Annotated in this window: 30 protein-coding genes and 1 pseudogene; 17 read left to right on the forward strand and 14 right to left on the reverse strand. The window is 57.4% G+C overall.

The annotated features are described in order from the left end of the window. Window positions 1-47 precede the first annotated feature (47 nt). Window positions 48-245 carry a hypothetical protein gene (locus R1T46_RS09445; protein ID WP_036209452.1) on the reverse strand — a complete coding sequence of 66 codons (198 nt, stop codon included), beginning with the start codon at window positions 243-245 and terminating at the stop codon, window positions 48-50. Window positions 246-371: 126 nt separating this feature from the next. Here R1T46_RS09445 and R1T46_RS09450 point away from each other — a divergent pair, with 126 nt between their 5' ends. Then, on the forward strand, window positions 372-1,265 hold the full coding sequence (locus R1T46_RS09450) for a LysR family transcriptional regulator (RefSeq protein WP_091640855.1): 894 nt from the start codon (window positions 372-374) through the stop codon (window positions 1,263-1,265). 20 nt (window positions 1,266-1,285) lie between these two features. Here the strand turns inward: R1T46_RS09450 and R1T46_RS09455 are convergent, their stop codons facing one another. Continuing rightward, complete coding sequence (locus R1T46_RS09455; RefSeq protein WP_197061343.1) at window positions 1,286-1,939, reverse strand: lysozyme-like domain containing protein; 654 nt, start codon at window positions 1,937-1,939, stop codon at window positions 1,286-1,288. Window positions 1,940-2,143: 204 nt separating this feature from the next. Between R1T46_RS09455 and R1T46_RS09460 the strand changes: the two genes are divergently transcribed. After that, complete coding sequence (locus tag R1T46_RS09460) at window positions 2,144-2,962, forward strand: DUF2059 domain-containing protein (protein ID WP_036209463.1); 819 nt, start codon at window positions 2,144-2,146, stop codon at window positions 2,960-2,962. A gap of 74 nt (window positions 2,963-3,036) precedes the next feature. Beyond that, window positions 3,037-4,215: a Xaa-Pro peptidase family protein gene (locus R1T46_RS09465; protein ID WP_317308074.1), complete on the forward strand. Its 1,179-nt coding sequence runs from the start codon at window positions 3,037-3,039 to the stop codon at window positions 4,213-4,215. A gap of 10 nt (window positions 4,216-4,225) precedes the next feature. Here R1T46_RS09465 and R1T46_RS09470 read toward each other — a convergent pair whose 3' ends face one another. From R1T46_RS09470 to R1T46_RS09480, 3 genes and pseudogenes are all read right to left on the reverse strand, one after another. Further along, complete coding sequence (locus tag R1T46_RS09470; RefSeq protein ID WP_036209469.1) at window positions 4,226-5,008, reverse strand: substrate-binding periplasmic protein; 783 nt, start codon at window positions 5,006-5,008, stop codon at window positions 4,226-4,228. 92 nt (window positions 5,009-5,100) lie between these two features. Beyond that, entirely contained in the window at window positions 5,101-6,057 is a 957-nt protein-coding gene (locus R1T46_RS09475; RefSeq protein WP_317308075.1) for a succinyl-CoA synthetase subunit beta, read from the reverse strand. Beyond that, a pseudogene (locus R1T46_RS09480) lies at window positions 6,057-6,341 on the reverse strand (peptidylprolyl isomerase); the annotation flags it as partial. The pseudogene R1T46_RS09480 and the gene R1T46_RS09475, both read right to left, overlap by 1 nt. Before the next feature lie 186 nt (window positions 6,342-6,527). On the opposite strand from R1T46_RS09480, the gene R1T46_RS09485 reads away from it, so the two are divergent. Beyond that, complete coding sequence (locus R1T46_RS09485) at window positions 6,528-8,114, forward strand: ABC-F family ATPase (protein WP_036209478.1); 1,587 nt, start codon at window positions 6,528-6,530, stop codon at window positions 8,112-8,114. On the opposite strand, the gene R1T46_RS09490 is transcribed toward R1T46_RS09485, so the two are convergent. Further along, window positions 8,105-9,010 (reverse strand): haloalkane dehalogenase, encoded by a 906-nt coding sequence (locus tag R1T46_RS09490; RefSeq protein WP_286810299.1) that lies wholly within the window; start codon window positions 9,008-9,010, stop codon window positions 8,105-8,107. The two genes, R1T46_RS09485 and R1T46_RS09490, sit on opposite strands and share 10 nt — an antisense overlap. 165 nt (window positions 9,011-9,175) lie before the next feature. Between R1T46_RS09490 and R1T46_RS09495 the strand changes: the two genes are divergently transcribed. Together R1T46_RS09495 and R1T46_RS09500 are read left to right on the forward strand one after the other, a co-directional pair. Further along, window positions 9,176-9,724: a DUF1415 domain-containing protein gene (locus R1T46_RS09495; RefSeq protein WP_085681968.1), complete on the forward strand. Its 549-nt coding sequence runs from the start codon at window positions 9,176-9,178 to the stop codon at window positions 9,722-9,724. Between the two features lie 130 nt (window positions 9,725-9,854). After that, window positions 9,855-10,469 carry a LysE family translocator gene (locus R1T46_RS09500; protein WP_041332348.1) on the forward strand — a complete coding sequence of 205 codons (615 nt, stop codon included), beginning with the start codon at window positions 9,855-9,857 and terminating at the stop codon, window positions 10,467-10,469. A gap of 61 nt (window positions 10,470-10,530) precedes the next feature. Here R1T46_RS09500 and R1T46_RS09505 read toward each other — a convergent pair whose 3' ends face one another. Further along, entirely contained in the window at window positions 10,531-10,959 is a 429-nt protein-coding gene (locus R1T46_RS09505) for an organic hydroperoxide resistance protein (protein WP_075197036.1), read from the reverse strand. 235 nt (window positions 10,960-11,194) lie between these two features. On the opposite strand from R1T46_RS09505, the gene R1T46_RS09510 reads away from it, so the two are divergent. The 3 genes from R1T46_RS09510 to R1T46_RS09520 are packed head-to-tail and all read left to right on the forward strand — an operon-like array spanning window position 11,195 to window position 13,166. After that, window positions 11,195-12,049 (forward strand): NAD-dependent protein deacetylase, encoded by an 855-nt coding sequence (locus R1T46_RS09510; protein ID WP_087148971.1) that lies wholly within the window; start codon window positions 11,195-11,197, stop codon window positions 12,047-12,049. A gap of 53 nt (window positions 12,050-12,102) precedes the next feature. Next, window positions 12,103-12,846 carry an AzlC family ABC transporter permease gene (locus tag R1T46_RS09515; protein ID WP_085679660.1) on the forward strand — a complete coding sequence of 248 codons (744 nt, stop codon included), beginning with the start codon at window positions 12,103-12,105 and terminating at the stop codon, window positions 12,844-12,846. Then, window positions 12,843-13,166, forward strand: coding sequence for an AzlD family protein (locus R1T46_RS09520; RefSeq protein WP_036209492.1), 324 nt, complete (start codon window positions 12,843-12,845; stop codon window positions 13,164-13,166). Before R1T46_RS09515 ends, R1T46_RS09520 begins: the two co-directional genes overlap by 4 nt. A 90-nt stretch (window positions 13,167-13,256) precedes the next feature. Here the strand turns inward: R1T46_RS09520 and R1T46_RS09525 are convergent, their stop codons facing one another. After that, window positions 13,257-14,114, reverse strand: coding sequence for a DUF3750 domain-containing protein (locus R1T46_RS09525; protein WP_213479515.1), 858 nt, complete (start codon window positions 14,112-14,114; stop codon window positions 13,257-13,259). Between the two features lie 193 nt (window positions 14,115-14,307). On the opposite strand from R1T46_RS09525, the gene R1T46_RS09530 reads away from it, so the two are divergent. Together R1T46_RS09530 and R1T46_RS09535 are read left to right on the forward strand one after the other, a co-directional pair. Further along, entirely contained in the window at window positions 14,308-14,523 is a 216-nt protein-coding gene (locus tag R1T46_RS09530; protein WP_007154494.1) for a dodecin, read from the forward strand. An 81-nt stretch (window positions 14,524-14,604) separates the two neighbouring features. Continuing rightward, complete coding sequence (locus tag R1T46_RS09535; RefSeq protein WP_075197041.1) at window positions 14,605-15,960, forward strand: nicotinate phosphoribosyltransferase; 1,356 nt, start codon at window positions 14,605-14,607, stop codon at window positions 15,958-15,960. Between the two features lie 38 nt (window positions 15,961-15,998). Here the strand turns inward: R1T46_RS09535 and R1T46_RS09540 are convergent, their stop codons facing one another. From R1T46_RS09540 to R1T46_RS09550, 3 genes are read right to left on the reverse strand one after another with little or no spacing between them, the layout of a single operon-like run. Then, window positions 15,999-16,652: a hypothetical protein gene (locus R1T46_RS09540; RefSeq protein ID WP_036209499.1), complete on the reverse strand. Its 654-nt coding sequence runs from the start codon at window positions 16,650-16,652 to the stop codon at window positions 15,999-16,001. 41 nt (window positions 16,653-16,693) lie between these two features. Next, window positions 16,694-17,863 (reverse strand): GNAT family N-acetyltransferase, encoded by a 1,170-nt coding sequence (locus R1T46_RS09545; RefSeq protein ID WP_213479517.1) that lies wholly within the window; start codon window positions 17,861-17,863, stop codon window positions 16,694-16,696. A 55-nt stretch (window positions 17,864-17,918) separates the two neighbouring features. Further along, on the reverse strand, window positions 17,919-18,278 hold the full coding sequence (locus tag R1T46_RS09550; RefSeq protein ID WP_213479518.1) for a hypothetical protein: 360 nt from the start codon (window positions 18,276-18,278) through the stop codon (window positions 17,919-17,921). Window positions 18,279-18,467: 189 nt separating this feature from the next. Between R1T46_RS09550 and R1T46_RS09555 the strand changes: the two genes are divergently transcribed. The 6 genes from R1T46_RS09555 to R1T46_RS09580 all read left to right on the forward strand — a co-directional run bounded on the left by R1T46_RS09555 (window position 18,468) and on the right by R1T46_RS09580 (window position 23,445). After that, complete coding sequence (locus R1T46_RS09555; RefSeq protein ID WP_317308076.1) at window positions 18,468-19,154, forward strand: response regulator transcription factor; 687 nt, start codon at window positions 18,468-18,470, stop codon at window positions 19,152-19,154. Then, window positions 19,151-20,473, forward strand: a complete 1,323-nt coding sequence (locus tag R1T46_RS09560) for a sensor histidine kinase (protein WP_213479519.1) — start codon at window positions 19,151-19,153, stop codon at window positions 20,471-20,473. Before R1T46_RS09555 ends, R1T46_RS09560 begins: the two co-directional genes overlap by 4 nt. Before the next feature lie 58 nt (window positions 20,474-20,531). Then, window positions 20,532-21,137 (forward strand): YigZ family protein, encoded by a 606-nt coding sequence (locus R1T46_RS09565; protein ID WP_317308077.1) that lies wholly within the window; start codon window positions 20,532-20,534, stop codon window positions 21,135-21,137. Window positions 21,138-21,215: 78 nt separating this feature from the next. Continuing rightward, a complete protein-coding gene (locus R1T46_RS09570) occupies window positions 21,216-21,740 on the forward strand; it encodes a DUF4136 domain-containing protein (protein WP_075197047.1) in 525 nt (174 codons plus the stop codon). Between the two features lie 37 nt (window positions 21,741-21,777). After that, complete coding sequence (locus tag R1T46_RS09575; protein WP_036209515.1) at window positions 21,778-22,131, forward strand: translation initiation factor Sui1; 354 nt, start codon at window positions 21,778-21,780, stop codon at window positions 22,129-22,131. Window positions 22,132-22,191: 60 nt separating this feature from the next. Beyond that, window positions 22,192-23,445, forward strand: coding sequence for a D-amino acid dehydrogenase (locus tag R1T46_RS09580; protein WP_305936668.1), 1,254 nt, complete (start codon window positions 22,192-22,194; stop codon window positions 23,443-23,445). Here the strand turns inward: R1T46_RS09580 and R1T46_RS09585 are convergent. From R1T46_RS09585 to R1T46_RS09595, 3 genes are all read right to left on the reverse strand, one after another. Further along, window positions 23,442-25,091, reverse strand: coding sequence for a fatty acid--CoA ligase (locus R1T46_RS09585; RefSeq protein ID WP_317308078.1), 1,650 nt, complete (start codon window positions 25,089-25,091; stop codon window positions 23,442-23,444). The genes R1T46_RS09580 and R1T46_RS09585 overlap by 4 nt on opposite strands. A gap of 185 nt (window positions 25,092-25,276) precedes the next feature. Beyond that, window positions 25,277-25,558, reverse strand: a complete 282-nt coding sequence (locus R1T46_RS09590; protein WP_317308079.1) for a pyrimidine/purine nucleoside phosphorylase — start codon at window positions 25,556-25,558, stop codon at window positions 25,277-25,279. A 72-nt stretch (window positions 25,559-25,630) separates the two neighbouring features. Then, window positions 25,631-25,963, reverse strand: a complete 333-nt coding sequence (locus R1T46_RS09595) for a Na+/H+ antiporter subunit G (RefSeq protein ID WP_317308080.1) — start codon at window positions 25,961-25,963, stop codon at window positions 25,631-25,633. Window positions 25,964-25,987: the final 24 nt, after the last annotated feature.

Consider the following 25,987-nt stretch of genomic DNA (forward strand, 5'->3'; position numbering starts at 1 on the left):
GTGTTTTCGAAATCTGTCTTCCCTTACTTTCCCATACAGGGACGGGCTTAGTGCTCGCCCTGCATCATCTGGGGCATCTCCGGCGACGCGGTTGCTGCCCTTTTTCTCCAGGAATTCATCTTCCGGCTGATAACCTGTACGGCTTGCTTTGCAGCTGCACGGGTATATTGGCGCCTGACCTCAGTACTGTTGTGGAGGATACTGGACGGCAGCGGGTGTACGGTTGCGATATGGTCTTGAGTCATAGCGCCTTCCTCCTTATCTGGTGGATTAAAATATTGGTTAGCTGACTATATAAAGAAGTTTACGGCTTCGTATTTGCAGTTTAAATACGTTAAACTCCGTACTCACGTTGCAAATATGCAGTATCTATGGATTGGGATTATCTTCGATATATACACGCCCTGGCAATAGGGGGAACCCTTGCCAAAGCCGGTGAGATGCTGGGCGTTCACCAGACCACGGTGCTTCGTCGCCTGGATCAGATGGAAGAGCAGATGGGCGTTCAGTTCTTTGAGCGCAACCGGGATGGTCTGCAACTCACACCCGTGGGTGAAACCGCATTCCGCGAAGCCGAAAGGCTGGCCGCCGATATGGAAAATCTTGAACGGCAGTTGGTCGGGCAGGATTCAGCGCCCGTCGGTAAGGTCCGGTTGGCGGCCACCGACACCATGGTGAATGCCCTTATCAGTCCGATGATTGCAGAGCTCGTCCGGGAATACCCGGACATCGAACTGGAAGTGCTCACCGACAACGATGTGCTGAACCTGAGCCACCGCGAGGCAGACCTGACACTGCGGCCGGTAAACAAACCCCAGGCCACACTGGAAGGGGAGCGAATAGGCACGATCGAGTCGGCTATCTACGCTGCTACCAGCTACCGTAAGCGTCATACCGACCTGGACCTTGAGCATTCGCCGGAGCAGGCGCTCTGGATTCTGCCGGATGAGAGCTTTAGCCACCTGGCAACGGGGCGGTGGTATCGCAAGCACCTGAAGAATGCGTCGTCCATCATCCGTTGCAACAGTCTCCAGGCAATGCACGCCCTGGCGCGGGCCGGGGCAGGGCTGGCGGCATTGCCCTGCTACCTGGGCGACAGTACCAAGGAGCTGACGCGCCTGTCGGAGCCACTTGAAGGCGAGGGCGTTGACCTGTGGCTGATGGTGAACCACGACACGCAACAGATGGCACGGGTACGGATTGTAATGGAGTTCCTGACCGCCAGGCTGACCCAACTGACACCCCAGGTGGAAGGCGAGAGCTGACGCCGAATCATTGTCTGGGCTTACCAGTCACCACAGAAGGGCCAGAACTGGTAGAAACGCCAGCACTGGAATTCTTCCTCGCAGGTCTGGAGCTGGCGGTCATAGCGGAAGGCCCGGTTCTGGACCCGAGTGGCCAATGACCTTACCTTCGGCTTGGCGAGGTAGCTCTGTCGCTGGTAGCCGGTCCTGCCTTCGTGGTAGGCGAGGTAAAGTTTCTCGGGGCTGGTGAGAGGAATGCCCACTTCTCTGCGGGTCAGGTGGTTATACCAGCCCACGAAATCGAGTGCGTATTTCATGTTGGTTCGTACCACGGACAGACCGTCTCCGTTTGCGGCCAGGTACTCGGCCCACGCCGGGTCGAGCGCCTGGGCGTAGCCGTAGGCGGATGTTGGCCGGCGCCAGGGAATGAACCCCAGCAGGCGGGTCCGTGGTGGACGGGCATGACTGCGAAACGACGATTCGTAGTAAACAAAAGCCATCTGCGTTGCAATCGGGGTGCCCCAGCGCTCCCGTGAACGGCTGGCATAGTCGTACCATACCGGATGCTCACGGAAGATCTCACAGACGTCGTCCGGGTTTGCCGGTGGGTCTGGCTCCAGCAGGCTGAAACGCATGATGGCGACAATGGCGATTGCCAGCCCCAAGCCCAGTGTTGGCAGGCCATACCACCGCATTCGGGACTTCCAGATTTTCACCCGGTTGCTTTTAAGTCGTCCAGGTCGTCTGTTTTTCGGTCGATTACGGCGTTTCTTCATGGGCGGGACCGGGCCCTGTCACTCCACACTACAAAATGGTCATCTGTTACTGGCCGGCTTTGCTTGCAGCTCTCGCCAGCTCCATGGCATAACAGACCCTCGTTATCAGAGGATACTAGGTTCATGCGCACACTATCCCAAGTTAAACCGGCATTACTTTTTCTTTTGCTGGTCTGTGGTTCTGCCACCGCAAGCCCTTTGGCGGACTCGGTGCTCCGGGTGTCGCCCATTGATGAGGTTGTCGCCCAGTACCCGGCGATGATGAGCCAGGGCATCCGCCAGGGCCTGAAACAAAGCGGGCGGGTTGAGCCGTTTGTTGCCAACACCATCAGCAGTGTTGTGAGTAATGCGTTCAGTGTTGCCGAGATTCGCGCGCGGCTGGTCGAGGACCTGGACCAGGGGCTCAGCGAGGGGCAGTTGAACTCGGTACTGGCCTGGTATGAAACGCCGCTGGCGGAGAAAATTTCCCAGGCAGAGGTGGCTGCCTCAAACCCCGACTCGTGGAAGCAGGTGGAAGCCAATGCCGCGGCGCTGCAGGAGCAGTACAAGGGCAGCGAACGGGCCAAGCTGTTCACTCGCTTTGACCGGGCTGCCCGTGCAACGGAGAGTGCCGTGGACACCACCGTCGCTGTCCAGTTGGGTTTAGCCTCTGCCATGGCAGCGTTCAACGGTAGCAAAGGCCCAACCTTCGAACAGCTTCAGCAACAGATCGAGAACCAGCGTGGCATGCTGCGGGGCATGGTCGCCCAGCAGGTCTACGATGGCTACCTCTACACCTATCAGGATCTCAGCTCTTCCGAGTTGAAGAAGTACATTGAGTTCCTCGAAAGTGATGCCGGCTCGGCATTCACCCGCGTGGTTACCAACAGCGTTCAGCGCTCGATCACGGACCCTGTGGAGTCCATAGGGAACCAGTTGGGGCGCTTTTTTAATCGGCGGTAACACCGCGAAAGATTGAAAAGCCCCTGTTTTGGGTCCAGTCTCCAGTAGTCACTTTCCGTAACGGAGACGGCCCCATGGATTTCAATGCCTACCAGCAAACCCTGGCCACCGAACTCAGGGGCCGGGAATGCCCCTTTCCTGAGGCGGAGTACCAGCAGCGTCTCAAACACCTTCGCGCCAGGATGCATGCGGACGGTCTCGGAGCTGTTCTGTTAACCGACCCGTCCGATCTGTTTTATCTGACCGGTTACAGTACCTTTGAAGTCTCCGTTCACGTCGCACTGGTGGTCACCGCCGATACGCTTACCCTTCAAGTGCCCTCCATCGAAACCGGTCCCGCCATGGTTACCACACGGGTCGATCACGTTATCGGTTACCGTTGGGAAGGCGTGGGCGATGTGTTGGATCCCCTGGCACACGCGCTGATAGGGCATGGCAGAAAGGTCGGCGTTGACTACTGGCATGGCTCGCTCCGCCAGGGGGTCCTGGAAGGGCTCAAACAGCGACTCCCAGACACACAGTTTGTGGATGCTTCAGGCCTGTTGAAAAGCATCCGTATTGTGAAATCAGCGGCCGAAATTGATTGCCTGCGGCACAGCGCCCGTATTACCGGGCAGGGCATCGAAGCCGCAGCAGCGGCCATCCGCCCCGGGATGACCGACAACGACATAGCGGCCATCGGCGCAGAAAGCCTTCTGGCGGGCGGCAGTGAATTCATGAGTATGCAGCCTATCGTAACGGTGGGGCTGCGCAGCAGTGTCATCCATACCAATCACAAGCGGTGCAGGATCGAAGACGGCGATACGGTGTTCCTCGAATTTGGTGCTGCCTGGCAACGTTACACGGCACCGATGATGCGTACTCTGGTGGCGGGTCAGCCGTCGGCCAGGATGCGGGCCGTTTTTGATGGTTGCCGTCGCGTGGTGGATACCCTCCAGGCGTTTATGGTGCCGGGCCAAACTTTCGATTCCGCTGCCAGGGCTGCGGAGCAGGTTATGGCACCACTGGCCAGTGAGGTGTTTTTCTCCGGGGTGTTTGGCTACACGGTGGGGGCACAGTTTCCTCCATCATGGGTGGAAGGCTCCGGTTTTATAGCCCGGGGGGAGTCGACGGTGTTCCAGCCGGGAATGGTGTTTCACTTGCCCATATGCCTGAGAATTCCGGGGCAATGGGGCATGGGGTGCAGCGATACAGTAATGGTGGGTGAGCACGGCGGCGAACCGCTGACGGCCAACCCCTGGCGGCTGGACTGAGCTCAGTCGGCTATTTTCCTGCTTTGTTCAGTGATGCCTGGGGCTTGGTTTCAAAATAGGTGTCGTAGCGGCCATTTTTCCTGAATATCTGCAGGCGCTTGTTGAATACCTCTCGCAGGGTTTGTGTTTCCGGTTCGTTGGCTGGAAACAGCAGGAAGCTTTGATTCTCCAGAATGGGCTTCGGGTGGTGGGTAATCCGGAGGGTTTGCTGTGGGTCGGTTTCCCGGCGAAGAATGTAGTAGCCGACGTTGATTTCTTCCGGGAACGCATCAATCCGGCCAAACAGCAGGCGGCGGAAATTAAGTTCCGTGGAGGCGACCCATTCCACGTTCAGAATACCGTTCTCGATTGCGCTATCGAACTCGGGGCCGTAGCTGTACCCGATGCTTCCCCCAAGATTAAGGTTGGCAAGGTCCTGCATCTGGTGCCATTGAATGGGTGTGTCCTTGCGGTAGAACAGCACGAAGCGCTCGTTCATCACCGGCTCGCTGTAGAGAAAGTCTTTCTGTCGGTCGGCTGTGTACATCCAGATCGCGGTGGCATCGTGTTCGCCGTTTGCAGCTTCACGATAGGCGCGTTTCCAGGGCAGGAAGTGAAACTCCACGCTGTAGCCTTCCATTGCGAAGATGTCTCGGACCAGCCGGGCAACCGTACCCTGACCAGGCTCACTTTCCACGAAAAAGGGAGGCCAGTCGCCAACGCTAATGCTCAGTTTTCGCTCGTCATCATCCGCTAATGCCAGAGTCGACCACAGCACAACCAGCGCAACCAGGTACGCTTTTGAAGCCTTCATACAATCGCCTACACACAGATGTTGCAATAATAGGCAAGGGGATACCTTACGGGCGCTTCTCCTTTTGAAAGTAGACCAGGGATGATGATCCGTCATTCCAGCCGAATGTCACGCAGGTAGAGTGTCTTGGGCTCTGGCAGTGCAACCGTGAACAGAATCAGTCGTCTGATGGCCTGCATATTCATTGATCGGCCTTCGGGGGCTGCCCTGACCCTGTCGAGGTCCAGTTCGAATTGGTTGGGGCCGGGAGCCAGGGAGAGGCGGGTGTTGAAGCGGTCATTGTAGTCGTTGTCGCCCAGGTCATGCTCTATGTCGTTGATTCTTAGAACCATCGGCAATGGGTGGTCCTGAGGGTTGTACAAGTCGATGACGAGGCGGTCATAGTCGCGCCAGTCTTCGGGTAAATTGTGTAGGGAAACTCCGGAATAATGCGCTGTGGACAGGGATATCCTGAGTGCGCGCTTGTGGGCGTTTATGGCATGCTCGGTTACGGGCGCTATGACGCCATCCCAGAATGGTGAGGGATCTGGCTGGCGGAAGTCGTAGAGTGCCGGCAGCAGTTGGCTGACGTGGTACTGCTGAATGGCGACCCTTGCCGTGGCACCGATTTCGGCGGCCAGTAGCGCAGCCACGATGAGCCTCAGTGGCCAGACCACCGGCCGTGACTTCCGGGTGAGTGAGGCCCGTGGCCGCAGGGCCAGGATGGTCCATACGCCCACCTGGTTGCGGAGGATATCCTGCCAGTCCATCTGGCGGCTGGTTCCGTGTTGTAGCAGTTCGATACCGGTGCCAAGCAGGAGTACGGCAAGTGTGCCGATGCCCCAGAGAGTCCAGCCCGTCCAGATCCGCCAGGGCTGGATGGCCAGGGTCAGCAGAGCAAAGAACAGAATATGCCCGAGATTCCAGGCTGATTTGAACAACGGCCCATCGGACCAACCGGGGCCGCCGACAAAAAACAGAGGGGCAATCAGAATCATGCCCGCAAAAGCCAGATACCGGAGTATCTGGGTATTGCGGGCGGGCCGGTACGCTGGCAGGTTTAAAGCCATCAGCTCCGGCTGGTCACTTCCAGCAGGTGGTAGCCGAACTGGGTTTTCACCGGGCCGAGCACCTTGTTCACTTCACCACTGAAAACCACCTTGTCGAATTCCGGAACCATCTGGCCCGGGCCGAAAGCGCCCAAGTCGCCGCCGTTGCGGCCTGAGGGGCAGGATGAATGTTGCTTCGCCACTTCCGCGAAGTCCTGGCCGCCTTCAATGGCTTTCTTCAGTTCTTCACATTTTGCTTCGCTGTCTACAAGGATGTGACGCGCGGTTGCCTGTGTCATGGTGTGTTTCCTTTTTTCGAATGAGGATCATGTTGCGATCACCGAGGGTGAAATGCTGCCCGCACTGGGCCGTTGAGGCAAGCGCTTTTTATCCGTGTTTTTGCTGTCTCACGGTTTTGGCCACAAACCTGTACAATGCCGGCTTTTCCTTCGCCGGCCCGTGCCCGGTCTTCACTCTCAGCAGGTCTATTCTTGATATCCACCGCGAACATTACCATGCAGTTCGGGGCCAAACCCCTTTTCGAAAATGTGTCCGTCAAATTCGGCAATGGCAACCGCTACGGTCTGATCGGCGCCAATGGCTGCGGCAAGTCCACGTTCATGAAAATCCTTGGCGGCGACCTGGAACCGTCGGCCGGCCAGGTCATGGTGGACCAGAATCAGCGGCTGGGTAAGCTGCGCCAGGACCAGTTTGCCTACGAGGACTGCTCGGTGATTGATACGGTCATTATGGGCCACGAAGAGCTCTGGCGTGTAAAAGCCGAGCGTGATCGTATCTACTCGCTCGCTGAAATGAGCGAGGAAGACGGCATGGCCGTGGCGGACCTGGAAGTGCAATTCGCCGAGATGGACGGCTATACCGCCGATGCCCGCGCTGGCGAACTGCTGCTGGGCCTGGATATTCCCCTGGAACAGCACAACGGCCCCATGAGCGCTGTTGCGCCGGGCTGGAAACTGCGTGTTCTGCTGGCCCAGGCGTTGTTCTCTGATCCTGATATCCTGCTTCTGGACGAGCCCACCAACCATCTGGATATCAATACCATACGTTGGCTGGAGAACATCCTGGTGGCTCGCAACAGCACCATGATCATTATTTCCCACGACCGCCACTTCCTGAACAGCGTGTGCACACACATGGCGGATCTGGATTATGGCGAGCTTCGGCTGTTCCCTGGCAATTACGACGAATACATGACCGCTGCCACCCAGGCCCGCGAGCGCATGCTGTCGGATAACGCCAAGAAGAAAGCCCAGATTGCCGAGTTGCAGCAGTTTGTCAGTCGCTTTTCCGCCAACGCTTCCAAAGCCAAGCAGGCAACCTCCCGCGCCCGTCAGATCGACAAGATCCAGTTGGAAGAGGTCAAACCGTCCAGTCGGGTAAGCCCGTTCATCCGGTTTGAGCAAACCAAGAAGCTGCATCGACAGGCGGTAACGCTGAAGGAATTTACCAAGGGCTTCGATGGCAAGCCCCTGTTCGACAAAATGAACCTTCAGATCGAAGCGGGTGAGCGAGTGGCCATCATCGGGCCCAACGGCATTGGCAAAACCACACTGATGCAGTGTATGGCCGGCGCCATGACGCCTGACAGCGGCGATGTTAAGTGGACCGACAGTGCCCAGGTCGGCTACTACGCCCAGGATCACGGCGCCGACTTTGATGAGGACATGGATCTGACCGAGTGGATGTCGCAATGGACCACCGGCGGAGAACAACTGGTTCGGGGAACCCTCGGCCGCATGTTGTTCTCAGGGGATGATATCGGTAAATCGGTGAAGGTCATTTCGGGCGGAGAGCAGGGCCGTATGCTGTTCGGTAAGCTGATCCTGGAAAAGCCCAACGTCATGCTGATGGACGAGCCCACCAACCACCTGGACATGGAATCCATCGAGGCCCTGAACCTGGCGCTGGAAAATTACCCGGGCACGCTGGTGTTTGTCAGCCATGACCGGGAGTTCGTGTCATCCCTTGCCACCCGAATTATTGAACTGAAGGCCGACGGCATAACCGACTTCAGCGGCAGTTACGATGACTACCTGCGAAGCCAGGGTTATGTCTGATCACTTTCGTCCAGGCGAGCCATCAGGGTATTGATCGCCCCCGCAAACTCAACCGGTGAGTCTTCCTGCAGGAAGTGTCCGCCGGTGAGAGTGGTGTGGGGCTGGCCCTTTGCGCCGGGAATTCTCTCCTGCATATAACGGTCGCCGCCCCGGGTGATCGGGTCGCCGTTACTGAAAGTGGTCAGGAACGGCTTCTTCCACTGCTCCAGAACCTTCCAAGCTTCGCGATTGGCTTCACTGGCAGGGTTGTCTGGTGTCACCGGCACCAGTTTCGGAAAAGCGCGAGCACCGGCCTTGTACTTCTTGTTGGGGAATGGCGCATCGTAGGCACGACGCTCGTCGGGCCCCAGGGTGCGAAAGCTTCCGGTATTGATAATGCGGGCAATGGGAAACCAGGGGCTGTACAGGGCGAAGTTCTTCCACAACTGGAACGCTTTTGGCACGGGCTGGTCGCCGGTAGGCAGCATGCCATTACCCACCACAATGGCACGGAACCGCTCCGGATTTTCCGCCGCCAGTCTCAGGCCGAGAAGAGATCCCCAGTCCTGGCATACGAGGGTGATGTTCTGCAGGTCAGTCTGTTCCAGAAACGCCTGCATCCAGTCCATATGGCTCTGGTAACTGTACGCGTTGATATCCGTGGGTTTGTCGGATTTGCCAAAACCGATCAGGTCTGGCGCGATCACCCGGTGCCCTGCCGCTGCACAGATGGGAATCATGTGGCGGTAGAGGTACGACCAGGAAGGTTCGCCGTGCATCATCAGCACCGGGCTGGCGTCCGAGGGGCCTTCATCGACGTAATGCATGCGCAGTCCGTCGACCTCCACGTAATGAGGGGCGAAGGGATAATCCAACAGGCGTTCAAATCGTTTGTCAGGTGTTCGCAGCGCGTTCATCGTGTTCTCCGGCAGCCATCGGTCACGGAATTATTGTAAGCTTGCTTAACGTATCATGACTTGCGCTGGCTGTGTCGGTCCTTTCAGGTCCTTTTCAGTCTTGTTCGGCGCTCGGGCAGCATTTTCGCCATCCTTTCCCCGCTTTTAACGTATGGGAGTTTCAACTTGGAGTGTAATACCGTTCTGGCCGCCACGCGGCGGTGGGTGTCAGAGGTGGTCATTGGTCTCAACTTGTGCCCGTTTGCCCGTCGGGAGTTGGTGAATGGGCGCATTCGATTTGTGGCGACGGATGCCAACTCGGAGGAGGGGCTGTTAACTGCACTGCAGGAAGAAATGATGCATCTGGAACAACATCCGGAGGTTGAGACAACGCTGCTTGTGCATCCCGACGTGCTGACGGACTTTATGGACTACAACGATTTTCTCGACGCAGCCGACGGCCTTCTTGTGCATCTCGAGCTGGACGGGGAGTATCAGATTGCCAGTTTTCATCCCGACTATCAGTTTGGCGGCACCAATGCGGCTGACGCCGAAAATTACACCAATCGCTCTCCTTACCCGATGCTGCACCTGCTGAGGGAACGCAGCCTTGAGCGCGCCATCGCCGGCTATCCCGGAACAGAATCGATACCGGAGCAGAACGTTGAGCTGATGAATCGATTGGGTGCAGACCACATGCGCAACCTGCTTATCCGGACTTTGTCCCCCGGATAAGAGCTCTGACGGGTAATGAATCGCTCAACTGTTATGGTCAAAAAACCACACTTCTGAATCTGTTTCACTGGCGGCCCGCTTTGTAGGATTGACGAGTAACGAATCGGTAACAGGGAGCTCGGCAGGGAACATGGAAATCGTATTAAGCGTATTGCTCTTCGCGCTGGTGTCGACGGTAACGCCAGGCCCGAACAACATCATGATCATGACATCGGGCGTCAATTTCGGGGTGTGGCGAACGCTACCTCACTACCTGGGTATCTGCTTTGGTTTTCCCGCCATGGTGGTAGCGATCAGTCTGGGCCTGGGGAAAGTGTTTGAAGCATTTCCGCAGTTACACCTGGTGATCAAGGTTCTTGGCATAACCTATTTGCTGTATCTCGCCTGGAGAATCGCGACCACAGCCACAGAGATCGACGGTGAGAAAACCAGCAAGCCGTTGTCGTTCCTTCAGGCGGCGGCCTTCCAGTGGGTGAATCCCAAAGCCTGGGTCATGGCGGTTGGCGCTTTGGCGACGTTCACCACGGTCAGTAGTGGCGAGGTGCTGCAGCAGTCGTTCTGGATCGGGCTGACCTTTTTGCTGGTCAGCGTGCCCTGTGTCGGTAGCTGGATGCTTGGCGGGGCAGGATTGCGGAAATTGTTGCGCAAGCCGTTATATCGAAGGATGTTCAACTGGAGCATGGGCGCGCTGCTTGCGCTGTCGGTAATTCCCATGCTCTCGGTGGAAACCGCAAAGCTGGTCTAGCCGGTTCCTGACAGCGGGCAGGTAGCCCGCTGTCAGATTTCGGTGATCGACCAGGTCGATATCAATCCACCCGGGTCAATGTCACATCGATGTTGCCACGGGTGGCGTTGGAGTAGGGGCACACCTGGTGAGCTGCATCGATCAGCTGCTTGGCCTGTTGATCGTCCATGCCCGGCAGAGAGATTTTCAGTTCCACCTCGATCCCGAAGCCTCCGGGAATCTGGCCAATGCCGACTACACCCTCAATAGACGCATCTTCTGGCATGGGAAGCTTGTCCCGGCCAGCGACGAATTTCATGGCGCCGATGAAGCACGCAGAATAACCGGCCGCGAACAACTGCTCCGGGTTGGAGCCTTTGCCGCCGGCACCACCCATTTCTTTCGGTGTTGTCAGCTCAACATCGAGGACGCCGTCCGAGGAGATGGCACGGCCGTCACGGCCGCCGGTAGCTTCTGCTGACGCGCGATAAACAACCTGTTCAATAGACATGTTTTCGACTCTCCTTCGTGCGCATTACAACGCATCGTGTGTTGATGACTTTATTTCATTGTTAATGGTTGCACAAAATTAAATTTTGCACAATGCAAATAGAATATTGTGCCCTCTTCAGAATCTTTTCCGGTTGTTACCATTGGCAGCGGTGGATTTGCTCCCTAAAGTAGAGGAGTTCCCAACGAGTGTGAGTGTGATGCCTGTCATTCAAAAACCTGTTAAAGGCGTAACAATGCCGGCCGCTGATCAGCCACTGGAGCTGCATTCTCCCGAGCAGGCGGGGGCCATGCTGGCGGAATTCATCCACCGGCATCCTGGCCTGATGATATTGACGGGAGCCGGCGTCAGTACCGATTCCGGCATTCCTGACTATCGGGATGGCGATGGCGCGTGGAAGCGCAAACAACCGGTCCAGCATCAGGACTTTATGACGAGCACGATGGTTCGCCAGCGTTACTGGGGGCGAAGTCTCATTGGTTGGCCAATCATTCGCAACGCCAGGCCCAACATCGCGCATCATCGTGTTGCCGAGTTGGAACTTCGCCGCTACAGCCGCCTGCTTGTCACCCAGAACGTGGATCGCCTGCATCAGCAGGCGGGTAGCCGTTCGGTAACGGATTTGCACGGCAGGGCTGACGAGGTTGTCTGCATGGATTGCGGATATCGCTGCAAGCGCGACGAGGTCCACGAGCGTTGCGCGGACATGAACCCGACTTTTGGGCACTATTCCGCCGGCGCCGCGCCGGATGGTGATGCCGATCTGGAAGTGGACTTTTCTGAGTTTCGCATCGCGGACTGCCCCTGTTGCGACGGCATTCTGAAACCGGATGTGGTGTTTTTCGGCGACTACGTGCCCAAAGACCGGGTGACGTCCACACTGGACACGCTCAAGACGTGTGATGGCCTGTTGGTGATCGGCTCTTCGCTGATGGTCTATTCCGGATTTCGATTTTGTCGCTATGCCAAAGAATGGGGTAAACCCATGGCGACACTGAACCTGGGGCGTACCCGTGCCGATTCACTGGTGGACCTGAAGCTTAACGCGGGTATCAGTGACACCCTGGCCTACACCCTCGGCCAGCTCTGACTCTTCGGCATCTACCTATACGCATCTGAAGCTGGTTTCATTAGCTTGCTTAGATGAACGTTCATACATATTCCTACCAGCTTCAACCCGAAAAAGTCCGCGCGGAGTTTTTCCGGCTTCTTCCCATCTCGTTATTTGTGGTGGCCTTTGGTGCTGCCTTCGGATTGGCGGCCATCCAGAAAGGATTGGAGCCACTGCAGGCAATACTCATGAGCACCACGGTATTTGCGGGCGCTTCCCAGTTTGCCGCTGTCGATATGTGGGGTAGCGAGGTGTCGCTGATTCCTTTGATGGCCGTCGTGTTCGCCATTAATTCCCGCCATCTGCTGATGGGGGCCTCCCTGTACCCCATGCTCAGGGATGTGTCCCCGGGTCGGCGCTATGGCTTACTGCTGCTCCTGACCGACGCCAACTGGGCCGTGTCCGCGCAGGAATACCAGAGTGGTAAACGGAACCTGGAGGTTATCCTCGGCGGTGGTCTTGTGCTGTGGGTGGCGTGGATTATCGGAACCTGGCTGGGGGTTTATTTCGGTGGCCTGCTGCAGAATCCCAAGTCTCTGGGCCTGGATATGGTGCTGGGTTGCTTCCTGCTGGCCATGGCACTCGGCGGCAACAAATCCCCCCGAACCCTTGTGGCCTGGACCGTCGCGGCAACCTCATCGCTGGCCGCCTGGAAATGGCTACCGCCCAATACCCACGTGGTTGTCGGTGCGTTGGCAGGTGGCGCTATTGGTTTTTTCTGGATGGAAAAGAAGTCTGAAGCACCGGAATCTGTTGAAGAGGGACGTTCATCATGACGGTTGAAACCACGGTTGCTGGCACTCTGGCCCTGATCGCCATCATGACGCTTGTCACCCTGGCGACTCGCTTCGGCGGTGTGTTCCTGATGTCGTTCGTAACGATCAACCCGCGCATCGAAAGCTTCATCAACACCATGGCCAGTTCGGTGTTGATCGCGATCATCGTCCCCATGGCGGTAAGCGGCGATGCCGGCTCATTGGCAGCACTGGTTGTCACCGCTGTTATTATGCTGGCAACGAAGAAGCCTCTCCCCGCTATCGCAGCCGGTATCGCTGCAGCAGGGCTAGTCCGCTATGCAGGAATCACCGCGCTCTAGGGTTTTCCTCCGAATCAGGGCGAGGCAGGGCAGGTCTCCCAAAAATGTGCGGAGCCATGGATGGCGGAGCCCAAGCGTACATGGATGTATTCAAAGCGTTTTTTGGGAGACCTGCCCTGCCTCGGCCGCCTCAGCGGCACCAGTTTGAGGCACAGCGTCGGTCTCAGGCTCAGAGTTCGAGCCAGACGGTTCATGCATCGGATTGGTGCTGCGGAACGCCAATTCGCCGACTCCGGGGAGTTTGATGCCAAGCGCCAACGGGTTGATGCCCATCGAGAGCCCCAGAATGTTCAATTCCAGTCCTTCCCGAACACCGGCCAGAATACCAAAATAACCACCGAGCGATAGTTGATAACCGCTGCCGCCAGGTACCTCGGACACAACGCCATTTCCCAGATAATCCTTGCCAATCGCGTGGTTGGGCAGGGCCACATCCATTTCCGGAATCTGACGGATCACCCAGGCGACGAAGGTGTTGCTGTTGGGGCCGGGCCAGGCGGTGTATTCCGTTGGGTATGGGTAGCGGTCAATCACCTCATTCAGCTGATCAATAATCCGCTCGGCCTGCTCACCGCGGATATCCGCAATCAACGTCGGCGGCGCGCCATACCAGGCACGATCCGGGTCGTCTGGCCGGGACTGGACCACGTAGTGACGCCAGCCCGTGACTTCATGAACATAATAGCCATCGGCGCCCGTCTCTTTGGTGCTGATCCAGGTATGCAATGAGAAATACCCCCGCCAGTTATAGGCACGGGCCCCGTAGACCTGAACCACCGCCGCTTGCTCCTGCTCCGGGCGTGGGGCAATGCCCGCGCTGGAGCGGTCTGCCGTTCGCCAGCTCCCTGAGTCCTGGAGGCCGGCGCAGGCGGCCAGGAACAGCGGGCCGGCGAGCAGAAGTGACAGTGTCAGGGTGAAACCGATAAAACAGCGTTTGAAGGTTTTCATCTGAATCCGGAAACGTTGAATGACCCATGTTTTGCGATGGTACGACGAAAGAAACTCAGAGTTCATTCATGCCGTAAAGTTCCCGTCGCCCGTGCTCTTGGTCATTTGATGGTCACGGTTTACTGGTATACGCTGAAAATACAGGCATTCGAAGCACTTGCCTGACACTTACAGCCTTGGAACAGGAGGCGTCATGTCCGACCATCATGTTTACAAGAAGGTGGAAGTGGTTGGCTCTTCGAAGAAAAGTATCGAGGATGCCATTGAGAATGCGATTGCCGAATGCAGCAAGAATCTTCGCAACATCGAATGGTTCGAGGTGCAGGAGACGCGCGGCCATGTGGTCGACGGAAAAGTCGGACACTATCAGGTCGTGCTCAAGATAGGCTTCAAGATTGAGGGAAGCTGACATCCGGTAGATGCCATCAGCTTCAGTGGATGACTATTCCGCATTCGACGCTACGCAACTGGAAGAGGAGGGCGCGGAACTGTGCTGAAACACCCCCCGGTTGTAAAAGAGACTGACCTGCCTCTGCTGGTGGATCTGTATGAGCTGGCTATGGCCCAGGCGTACTGGTCCGAAGGCATGAACGAGAACGGGGTTTTCAGTCTTTTCTTTCGCACACTTCCTGAGAACCGTAATTTCGTTCTTGCCTGTGGCCAGCAGCACGTGGCCCATATTATTGAATCTCTCGCCTTTACCGACGAACACATAAAGCGCCTGGAATCCCTGGGCAGGTTCCAACCCCGGTTTCTGGACTGGCTGCGGGAATTCCGCTTCAGTGGTTCTGTACATGCGATTGCGGAAGGAACGCCGGTATTCCCTCAGGAACCCTTGCTGGAAGTGGAGGGGCCTGTTGCCGAGGTTCAGTTGCTGGAAAGCCTGGTGATGAACTACGTGCATCTGGAATCTGTGCTGGCCTCCAAGGCGGTCCGCCTGATATTCGCGGCGCAAGGCCGGCCGGTCGTCGACTTCGGGATGCGCCGCACCCATGGTATGGACGCGGCACACCGAGGTGTGCGCGCGTACCGATTCGCCGGCCTGGCCGGAACCAGCAATGTCCTGGCAGGCCTGGATTTCAACATGCCGGTATACGGCACCATGGCACACAGCTTCGTTCAAGCCTGTACAGGTGAGATGGAGGCGTTCAGAACCTATGCCCGGCTCTACCCGGGCACAACACTGCTGGTTGATACCTATGACACCCGCTCGGCGGTGGCGAGGATCATCGATTGGCTGCAAGAAGAACCGGAGGTGCGCATTGGTGGTATCCGCCTGGATTCCGGCGACCTTGCCTCGGACGCTGCTGAATGCCGACGTATGCTGGATGAGGCGGGCCTTGGCGATGTAAAAATCATGGCGAGCGGCGGTCTGGATGAATACAAGATCGCGACACTTGTCTCCGACAACGCCCCCATCGACGGCTTCGGTGTTGGCACTGCCATCGGGGCCTCGAACGACGAGCCGGCATTGGAGCTTGCCTTCAAGCTTACGGAGTACGCGGACCTGCCAAGAATGAAAAACTCCCCTGGCAAGCAGTCGTTCCCGGGCCGCAAGCAGGTCTACCGTCGCCTTGATCCGAACGGCCGCCTCGCGCAGGACGTCGTTGCCGGCCGGGACGAAGTGTTTGATGGCGAGCCGCTGTTGAAGCCGGTCATGAAGCGAGGCCTGATCATCGAAGGCGCCATTCCGACACTGGATAGTCAGGTGGACAATGCGAAGCGGGCGTTGGATGCCCTGCCGGGCCAGTTTCGCTCGCTGGAGCCTGCACATGAAAATCCGGTTGTGATCAGCGACTTTCTCAGGGCATTGCAGCGGGACACGCTGGCAAAGGTTCGGGGCTGACTGAAAGGCAGAGGTGCGAGATTCCGCGTGGCCCGGGATTACCGAAGCATGCGCCGTCTGATGGCGCCAACCAACTGGTTCAGCAGTTCGCGGGATTGGCCCTCGTAAAGCGTGTGAAACTTTTCTTTCTGCACCTCTCGTTCATGGCTGGTGTTCGACGACAGGGAATCCTTGCGCAGATCCATGAAGTGGCAGGCGGCCAGATGGGCTTTTATATGGTTGTCAATCAGTTGCGTAATGAGCCCATCGACGTCGTCATGGCAAAAGGGGCGTACGCGATTGAGGGTACTGCGTGCGTCCAGTGCCGCCTTGCGGGCTTCCAGACGTAATTCGCCGGCCGGTTCATCAGACTCCACAGAACGCAGGAACATGCCCAGCTTGTCGTGCAATAGCCAGACCAGAGGCCAGATGGCTTCGTAAGCGGCCTTTTCAGCAGAGAACTGCTCACTGGCAATCGGGTTTCTTCCGGCTTCCGTGGAGTCGGGGCCATTGAACTGGGACACGCGTATTTCGTCCATGTCATGCCACAGGCTTTCGACGCGCTGCTTCACGGTGTCACTCTGTTCAGCCGCGGCCCGCCTGGCGGCGGAGGCCGAAAACAGGGCGACAATTGCCACAACGAGTGCGGCAATTGCGATGAAGAACGTCAGCTGTGTTGTCGCGAGAAAGTCGAAAAGGTAGTCCATGTCCATGGCTGCCCGCTCCGGTAAGTGTCTGCACGACCCCTGGCTTGCTACTGGTTCTGCTCGGTCTGTCTGAATGGCAGCGCCTGCAGGGCATCTTCAGTATAGGCCATGACATGCTCCGCTTCTTCGCTGGTAAACCTTTCGATGGCGTCGCGAAAACCGGGGTGCATAACGCCATGCCAGGAATGGGTGATCACCGGCTCAAACCCCCGAACCAGTTTGTGCTCCCCCTGCGCGCCAGCATCGAAGCGTGCCAACCCCAGCTGTATGGCCAGTTCAATGCCTTGATAGTAGCAGGTTTCAAAATGCAGGTGGTCGAATTCCTCCAGGCAACCCCAGTAGCGCCCGTAGAGCGTATCCTCGCCCGTCAGGAATAGCGCACCGGCGATCATCTCACCCTCTTTTACCGCCATGACAAGGTGAAGATGCTCCGCTTGGCGGTCTTTCAGCAGGCGGAAAAAGGCCTTGTTCAGGTATGGCCGCTGGCCCCGTTTCAGGTAGGTGGCCTGGTAAAATACGTGGAAGGCCGCGAGCACATTATCCGGGATATCGTCTCCCGAAAAATGTCGGAATGAAATGCCCTGATCCGCAACCTGTCTTCTTTCCTTGCGGATTGATTTGCGCTTGCGCGACGTCAGCCGGGCGAGAAAGTCCTCGAAGGTGTTGTAGTCGTGGTTGTGCCAGTGGAACTGGCAGCCGATCCGGTGAAGCTGGTCGCTTCTGTCCAGCAGTGCCTGGTCCTGGCGATCCGGGAAAAGCAGGTGCCAGGAGTGGGCCCCCAGGCGTGTGGTGATGGCATCCAGCGCATCGTGGATTCGTGCGGGCGTCATCCACTGGCGAAGGGTTTCCGAAAACAACAGCCGTGGCCCCTGGCAGGGTGTGAACGGAATGGCAATCAGCAGCTTGGGATAGTAATCCATGCCATAGCGCTGATAGGCATCGGCCCAGGCCCAGTCGAAGACGTATTCTCCCATGGAGTGAGCTTTCAGGTAGGCCGGAGCCACTCCGGCAAGCCGGTTGTCCAGGTAGAACGCCAGATGGGCCGGTTGCCAGCCTGTCGCGGTGTTTGTGCAGCCAGACTCTTCCAGTGCAAGCAGAAACTCGTGTTGAAGAAAGGGGTTATAACGGCCGACAAACCCGTTCCAGTCTTGCGGATGGATGTCATCAATCGACTGGACGGGGCGGATTGTCAGTTCTGCGGTACCGGGTTCTGGCATGGTCGGGGCTTCTCCGTGGTTTACCCAGTACCATACGTCAGAACCCGGCCTGTGATCACTGCTCGGAAGTGCTGTTTTCCATGTCTTTGCAGCGCTTTTCCATTTTCTTTTGCCGTTTTTCCATCTTGGCGCTGTGTTTCTCTCGCCTTTCCTCGTGGATCTCGTCCCAGATCTCGCGTTGCTCGTCGGTCAGTTTCAGGCGATCCGCCATGTCGTTGCGGTGCTCTGCCCATTTTTCCTGGCGCTTTTCGTCATTGAACCAGCCTTTGCCCTCGCGCATGTTCTCGCACATCTCGGCTTTGTCGTGTTTGCCGCGGTGGTGTTCGCCGTGGTCCGAGGCCATCGCCATTGGGCTGGTCAAAAGAGTTGCTGCGATCAACGCGCTGGCAATGCGTCCGGAAGTGATGTGTTTCATTGGGTGTTCTCCTGTGTTGTAAATGAGCCTGCACGAGCAGGCCCGGTCTGAACTCACAGGGACTATGCTAGCGGAGGACGGTGTCAGGCGGCGTCAGCGAACTGTAAAGGTTATGCAAAGGAAAATGATGCAAATCAGTGGGCTTGTGGGAGCGTGTTAGACTGCATTCAGTCACAACGGAGGATTGCCATGCAGAACCGGGTGCTGTTGGTTGAAGACGACGAGGAGTTGCGGGAACTGCTGTCCCGCTATCTGACCAATCAGGGCTTCACCGTAAGAGAAGCCGCAAACGGTCAGGATGGATTGTCACTGGCGCTGGGGCAAAACTGCGACCTGGTGGTGCTCGATATCATGTTGCCGGATATCAGCGGCCTGGAAGTACTGCGTCAGTTAAGGGCAAAAACCCATCTTCCCGTTGTACTGCTGACGGCCCGTGGCGATGAGACGGATCGAATCGTGGGTTTTGAGGTTGGCGCGGATGATTACATACCCAAACCCTGCAACCCCCGGGAACTGATCGCTCGGCTACAGGCGCTGCTTCGCCGTGTTGCCTGGGATCAGGAAGTGGGAACGGATGAATCAAGGGCCTACGGCGACTTGCGGGTCGAGCCGGTTCATCGTCGAATCTACCACAACAACGTGGCACTGGATCTGACCGCTACGGAATACGAAGTGTTGCAGGTACTGCTGGCCCACGCAGGCAGTGTGGTACGCAAGACGGATCTTATGCAGTGGGCTCTGGGCCGTCGGCTGGAAGCCTATGATCGTACCCTGGATATGCACATCAGCAACCTCCGAAAAAAACTGGGAAATGATGACCCGCCCCGAATCGAAACCGTACGCGGGCTGGGCTATAGCTATCGGGTGCCGGTATGACCCGGCGGCTCAGATTCCCCCTGTTCTGGCGGATCTTCCTGTCGATCTGGCTGGCTATGGCGATCACAGTGCTGATGAGTAATGTGGCAACCCGTGCCCTGATGGAACGGGAGCGAATGGCCATCGAACGACAGGTCGGTCTGCGGGAGCTGGCGCTGGAGGCTCTGGTGGTCAGGGAAAACGAGGGCCGCGGAGCGGCCTGGCGCTTCCTTAAGGAGCAGGGGCGGAGCCTGGACCTTCACCTGTTACTGATAGACGCAGATCGCCACGACGGAGACCTGCCTTCATCCATCCGCGAGCGGATGAAATCGGGTGGTTGGCACCGGCAGAAACCGGCAGTTATTGAGGTCGGTGCGGACCATCGCCTGGTGGCCTGGCCCCGCCTGGATGGCGAGGGCTGGCTTGATCCCAAGTTGTTCCGTCTCCTGGAACTGGGGCTGGCGTTCGTTATCATCACGCTTGCCTGTTGGTGGATTGCGCGTCTGGTTTCCCGCCCCCTTAAACATATGGAATCCACCGCTCGTGCCATTGCTGGAGGGGACAATGCGCTTCGGGTCAGTGATCGCATCGCGAGTCGACGGGACGAGGTGGGTGCTTTGGCGACAGCCTTCAATGCCATGACCCAGCAACTGTGCAGTTTGCTCGATCGCCAGACACACCTGTTGCGTGATATATCTCACGACCTCCGAACCCCCCTGACGCGGCAACGGATTGCCATTGAGCTGGCCAGTGACGGTAGCGTGGATGCGGATCTGCTGGCCTCGATCCTGCGGCAGAACGAACGTCTGGAAGCGATGACCTCCCAGATCCTGACGCTCTACCGGGTCTCGGAGCAAGGAGGCGATATCGAGCGGGAAGCCGTGCAGCCAGTCGTGGTGATCAATGACGTTCTGAGGGATGCGGCGGACTACGCCGAGCACCGGGGAGTGGATTGCCAGCTTATGGTGGATGAGGGCTGCCGCAACACGTCGTTGTTAGGGGATCGCGGGCTCATCCAGCGTGCGCTGGACAATGTCCTTCAGAATGCCCTGGATCATACGCCGCCGGGAAAGAATGTGCATGTCGCGCTGCGCTGTGATCAACGGCACTTGTTGGTGGAAATACGGGATGAAGGCCCAGGTGTGCCTGAAGACGTTCTGCCCCATCTCTTTGAGCCCTTCTACAGGGCTGACAAGTCCCGCGGGGGCAAGGGGTGGGGGCTTGGTCTGGCTATTGCGAGGGACATTGTTGCCATCCATGACGGCCGGATAGAAGCGCTCAATGGCGAGCCGGGCGGTTTGATGGTGGTGTTGAGATTTCCGCTCTTTACCTCTGGGTGAAGAGGATAGAAAGGCTTGCTGTTGGCCTCATGATGGCTGTGTGTCAGGAACTGGTTTTATGTCCAAGGATTACCCGATACCCGCTGGCTTTCTTGAGCGGGAGACAGAGATCAAAAAGAGTCGGTTTATTGCCCGGGTTGCGCCGGTGTCGTCCCGGGATGAGGTCAAGGCCTGGCTTGAACAGGCCCGGAACGACCACCCTGATGCCCGCCATATCTGCTGGGCTTATCAGATAGGCCGGCCCGGCGCGGCCGCTGAAGCCGCCATGAACGACGATGGCGAACCATCAGGAACGGCCGGTAAGCCCATTCTCAGTGTCATTCAGCACAAGGACCTGGGAGACGTGCTGGTGATGGTGATACGGTATTTTGGAGGTATCAAACTCGGCGCTGGCGGCCTCGTCAGGGCCTACGCAGGAGCAACCGAAGCTGTCCTTTCGGGGGTTGAAAGGGTGATTCAGCAACCCATGTCACAAGTAACGGTGACGATGACCTTCGCAGATGAGCAGCCACTCAGGCATTGGTGTGACCAAAACGGTGCCGAGATTGGCAACGTTGGGTACAGCGCCGGTGTAACGGCTGACGTGAGCCTGGTGGAAGAGCGGAATCAGGAATTTATGGCGTTTTGCGAGAGTCGGGGTATGGGTTACCGTTTTGACAGCTAAGGAACCATTTGCGAAACGCTTCGTGTCGACTGTGCGTATACTTTAATAAATGAAGTATGGAAAGAGGCAACCAAGATTATGAAAGCTATCGTTGTGTCCCTGTTTTTGATGGCCCTGACGGGCTGCGCCAGCAACGTAGTCACCGACTACGATTCCAACGCGGTCTTCGGTAACTACAGTTCCTGGGCCTTTGCACCGAAGGGCGAGGACCAGTCTTTCACCTCGCTTGATGGTGGTCGGATAGAGAGTGCGGTTGAGCGAGAGCTGAACCGAAAGGCCATGCGTAAAGTGGGCGAAAGCGAGGCGGATCTGCTTGTCACCTGGCAGGTGGTTGAGGAGGAGCGTCTCGAGCGCAGCGGTGTTGGGCTCGGTTTCGGTTTCGGCAGTGGTAACTTTGGCTGGGGGCTGTCGTCGGCTCCACCAGTGCGTGAAATCCAGGAAGGCAAGCTGGTGGTGGAGCTGGTAGACACGGAGACTGATCGTGTCGTCTGGCGCGCAGCAAGCCGGCGCTATCTGAATGAGAACCAGGCAACCGAGTCGCGGCGGGAGCTGATCGACGAGATTGTCGCGGACATGTTCGAAAAATACCCTCCCGGGGCGTGAGTGTCTCAACAGGGCTCTTAAACAACATGAGGACGTTATGAAGAATCGTTCTGGGGGACTGGTGTTCTCCACGGAACAGGGGCGTATGTGCCCGGACTGTCGCCACCCCGTTGATGAATGTGTTTGCGGGGCACCGGCTCGCCCCTCCGGTGATGGCGTTGTGCGCGTCAGTCGGGAAACCAAGGGGCGCAAAGGAAAGGGCGTTACCTTGATTACCGGTATTCCGATGGACGACAAGGAACTGAAAGCGTTCGCGAAGGTGTTGAAAGCCCGATGCGGAACCGGCGGCACGGTGAAAGAAGGCACCGTGGAGATCCAGGGTGATCAGCGAGACCTGCTGGTGCCCCTTTTGAAGGAGAAAGGTTGGACGGTGAAACGGTCCGGTGGCTGACATTGTATACCCATATGTATACTATGTAGCGTTCTGAACTTGTTCAACCGGAGAAAATGGATGCACGTACTGGTGCTGGGTGCAGGTGTTGTTGGTGTTACAAGCGCATGGTTCCTGAGGCAGCAGGGATATGACGTGACGGTAGTGGACCGGCAAAATCAGGCAGGCACCGAAACCAGTTATGCCAACGGCGGCCAGATATCGGTATCCCACGCCGAGCCCTGGGCCAATCCTTCTGCCCCCTTGAAGCTACTTAAATGGCTGGTCCGGTCCGATGCACCGCTGCTTTTTCGTCCCCGCCTGGACCCGGTCCAGTGGCGCTGGGCGATGGCTTTCCTGAAGCAGTGCACGGCTTCCCGGGCGGCTTACAACCTTCGGCAGATCGTGAATCTGGGGATCTACAGCCGCGCTCATTTACAAGCGTTGCGCCAGGACATCGGCATTGAATACGACCACCTCGAGAGAGGCATCCTGCATTTCTACACCAATCCTGAGGAATTCGAATCGGCCCTGAGGCCGGCCCGCATGATGCGAGAACTGGGGTGTGATCGTCAGGTGATTGACACCAACAGGGCCGTCGAACTGGAACCCGCCCTGGCTCCAGTTAAAGAACGGATTGCCGGCGCCACGTACACCGCGGAAGATGAATCCGGTGATGCCCGTCGATTCACTCAGTCCCTGGCGAAAAAGGCTGAGGAAGCCGGTGTGGAGTTCCTCTACAACAGCGAGATCCTGGGGTTCGAGAACACCCAGGATCGTGTTCTCGGAGTCAATGTTATACGTGAAGGTCGCCACCAGATCCTTCGTGCCGACAACTACGTGCTGTGCCTGGGTAGCTTCAGCGCTATCCTGGCTCGAAAACTGGGCCTGACTCTGAACATTTACCCAGCGAAAGGCTACTCCATTACGGTGCCGGTGAAGAGTGAGGCCGCTGCCTTCAACGTCAGCCTTACCGACGATGAATACAAGCTGGTGTACTCAAGACTGGGCGACCGCATACGGGTCGCAGGCACCGCGGAACTGAGCGGCTACAACCGGGCACTGAACCTGACCCGCTGCCGAACGATCGTCCGGCGCACCGCAGAGTTGATGCCCGATGCGGGGCACTGGGAAAGGGCCGAGTTCTGGGCCGGATTGCGCCCGGCGACCCCCTCCAATGTGCCCTACATCGGAAAGAGCCACTTCGGCAACCTCTACCTGAACACCGGCCACGGCACGTTGGGGTGGACACATTCCTGTGGTTCCGGGGCCGCTTTGGCGGACATTGTGGCTGGTCGCACCCCCGATGTGGATTTTGCGTTTACCGGGCTTTAGTGTTCCTGCAACTGATCCCGAATCAGTTTCTTGTTGATCTTGCCAACGCTGGTTTTCGGTATGTCGTCGACGAAATCAATCTGGTTCGGAATGGCCCACTTATTGATCTCACCGGAATCCACGAACTGCTTCAGGTGGTTCTGGATATCGTCCAATGACGCTTCCTCTCCCGGCTTCAGGGTAACCAGTGCGTGGGGCCGTTCGCCCCATTTCTCGTCGGGCACACCCACCACCGCTGCACCGGCGACGGCTGGATGCTGACTGATCAGGTTTTCCAGATCCAGGGAGGACAGCCATTCACCGCCGGTTTTGATGACATCTTTGATGCGGTCCTTGATCAACAGTGTGTTGTCTGTTTCCAGGCTTGCCACGTCACCCGTGTGCAGCCAGCCACCTTGCCAGAGCTCCTCGCCTTTCTCCGGCTCCTTGAAGTAACTCTGGGTCAGCCACGGTGCCCGGGCAACCACTTCGCCCTTGGCCTCGCCGTCGTGGGGGACCGGTTCGCCCTCCGGATTCACGATTTCCAGTTCCACCATGGGCACGGCAATACCGGTCTTGATGCGCTTGGAGGTCTGCTGCTCCAGGGGCAGTTCCAGATCCTCTGCTGTCAGGTGAGTGGTGCTGAGAAGCGGGCAGGTTTCCGACATGCCATACCCCGTATACATGGATACGCCCAGCTTCGCCCCGGCGTCACATAGGCCGCGCGTAAGGGCGCTGCCACCGATCAGTACGTGCCAGTTGCTGAGGTCGGCCGTCTTGATGGATTCGGTTGCCATCATCATCTGCATGACCGTCGGCACACAGTGGGAGAAGGTCACCTTGTGCTCCTTGAGGAGGTCTACCAGCAGTTCCGGTTCATAGCGTCCGGGGTAGACCTGTTTTATGCCCAACATGGTGGCCGCGTAGGGCACGCCCCAGGCGTGTACATGGAACATGGGGGTCACGGGCATGTAAACGGACGAGGACCTCAGTAGCGGCATCTCATCATACGCAGACAAAGAGCCGGTCATGGCCAGCGTATGGAGAACGAGCTGGCGGTGACTGAAGAAAACACCCTTTGGATTCCCGGTGGTGCCGGTGGTGTAGAAGGTGGTGGCAATGCTGTTTTCGTCGAAGTCCGGGAAGTCGAACGTTGTACCGGCCTTGGCAAGCAGTTGTTCGTATTCGCCGAGTGATGGCAGTGATGTGGTTTTCGCTTGTGCCTCGTCACTCAGTTGGATGTAGTGTTTGACCGTTTTAATCTCGTCCTTCACGCCTTCCAGAATGGGCAGGAAGTCGTCGTGTACCATCACCATGTCGTCTTCAGCGTGATTCATGGTGTAGACGATCTGCTCGGGCGACAGGCGTACGTTCACCGTATGCAGCACGGCGCCAATCATCGGGATGGCGAAGAAGCATTCCAGGTATCGGGGCGTATCCCAGTCCATCACTGCGACAGTATCACCCGGTTTGACACCTGCGTCGGTGAGGGCGTTGGCCAGTCGGTTGATACGTTCAACCAGGTCGGTATAGGTGTACTTGCTGCGGTTGGCGTAAACGATTTCCTGGTCGGGAGAGTACCGGGGACCGGAAAGAAGCAGTTGCTTGATCAGCAGTGGGTACTGGTGGGCGTTGTCTGCCGGCTTCAGGGTACGGGTCTGTGCCATGATTCGGTGCCTCTCTCAATTGTTTAATTTATAACGAGAAGAGGGGTAAATCTGACACAGTTTATGGCCTGCGGAAACCTTTGGGTCATAAAAAAGCGCAGATCAGGCGTGGCGGGGTTCAAATGGCCCGTTGGTCCCGGTCTGCGCTCTCGAGGGGGTGTTCGCGAGAGGTTATTCGCGAGAAATTATTCGTAGGTGCAGAGGTAGGCGGTGTCTACGTCGGTCCGGGCCTTGAAGCTGGCCTGTCCCGCCACTTCAAAAAACTCGCCGGAACCATAGGTCATCCATTCTTCCATGCCGGGCAGGAGAACGGTCAATACGCCGCTGATCACCGTCATGGTTTCCTTCTTGCTGGTGCCAAACTCATACTCGCCCGGGCTGATTACCCCCACGGTAGCCGGCAGGCTGGAGGTCTGGAAGGCAATGGATTTGGCCTTGCCGTCAAAATACTCGTTTACTTTCAGCATGGGATACGCTCCTCGAAATTGTGGGAGCCCACTATACGGGAAATTTGTGCAACTCCAATGACAAATTTTCCGTTACTGATCCCAGGTATTCCCTCGAGTATTTTCAACGGTAGGTACTTTGATATGCATGGCTGCCTTGGCCATTATGTTGGCGCTCACCGGCGCGGTCAGGAAAAGGAACACGGTGATGAGCACTTCGGTAATGCCCACGCCTTCCCCCTTACTGCTGAAGTAGATGACTGAGCTCAGCACGATGGCGCCCACACCCACGGTGGTGGCCTTCGTTGGGCCGTGCAGACGCGTGTAGAAATCAGGTAGCCGCGCCAGGCCAATGGCGCCGACCAGGGTGAAAAAACCACCGATGAGCAGTAATAGTGCAACGGCGTATTCGGCAATGGGATTCATAACAGGAAACCTCTGGTCACTGGG

It is taken from the genome of Marinobacter salarius (assembly GCF_032922745.1).
In the GTDB taxonomy this organism is placed as follows: Bacteria; Pseudomonadota; Gammaproteobacteria; order Pseudomonadales; family Oleiphilaceae; genus Marinobacter.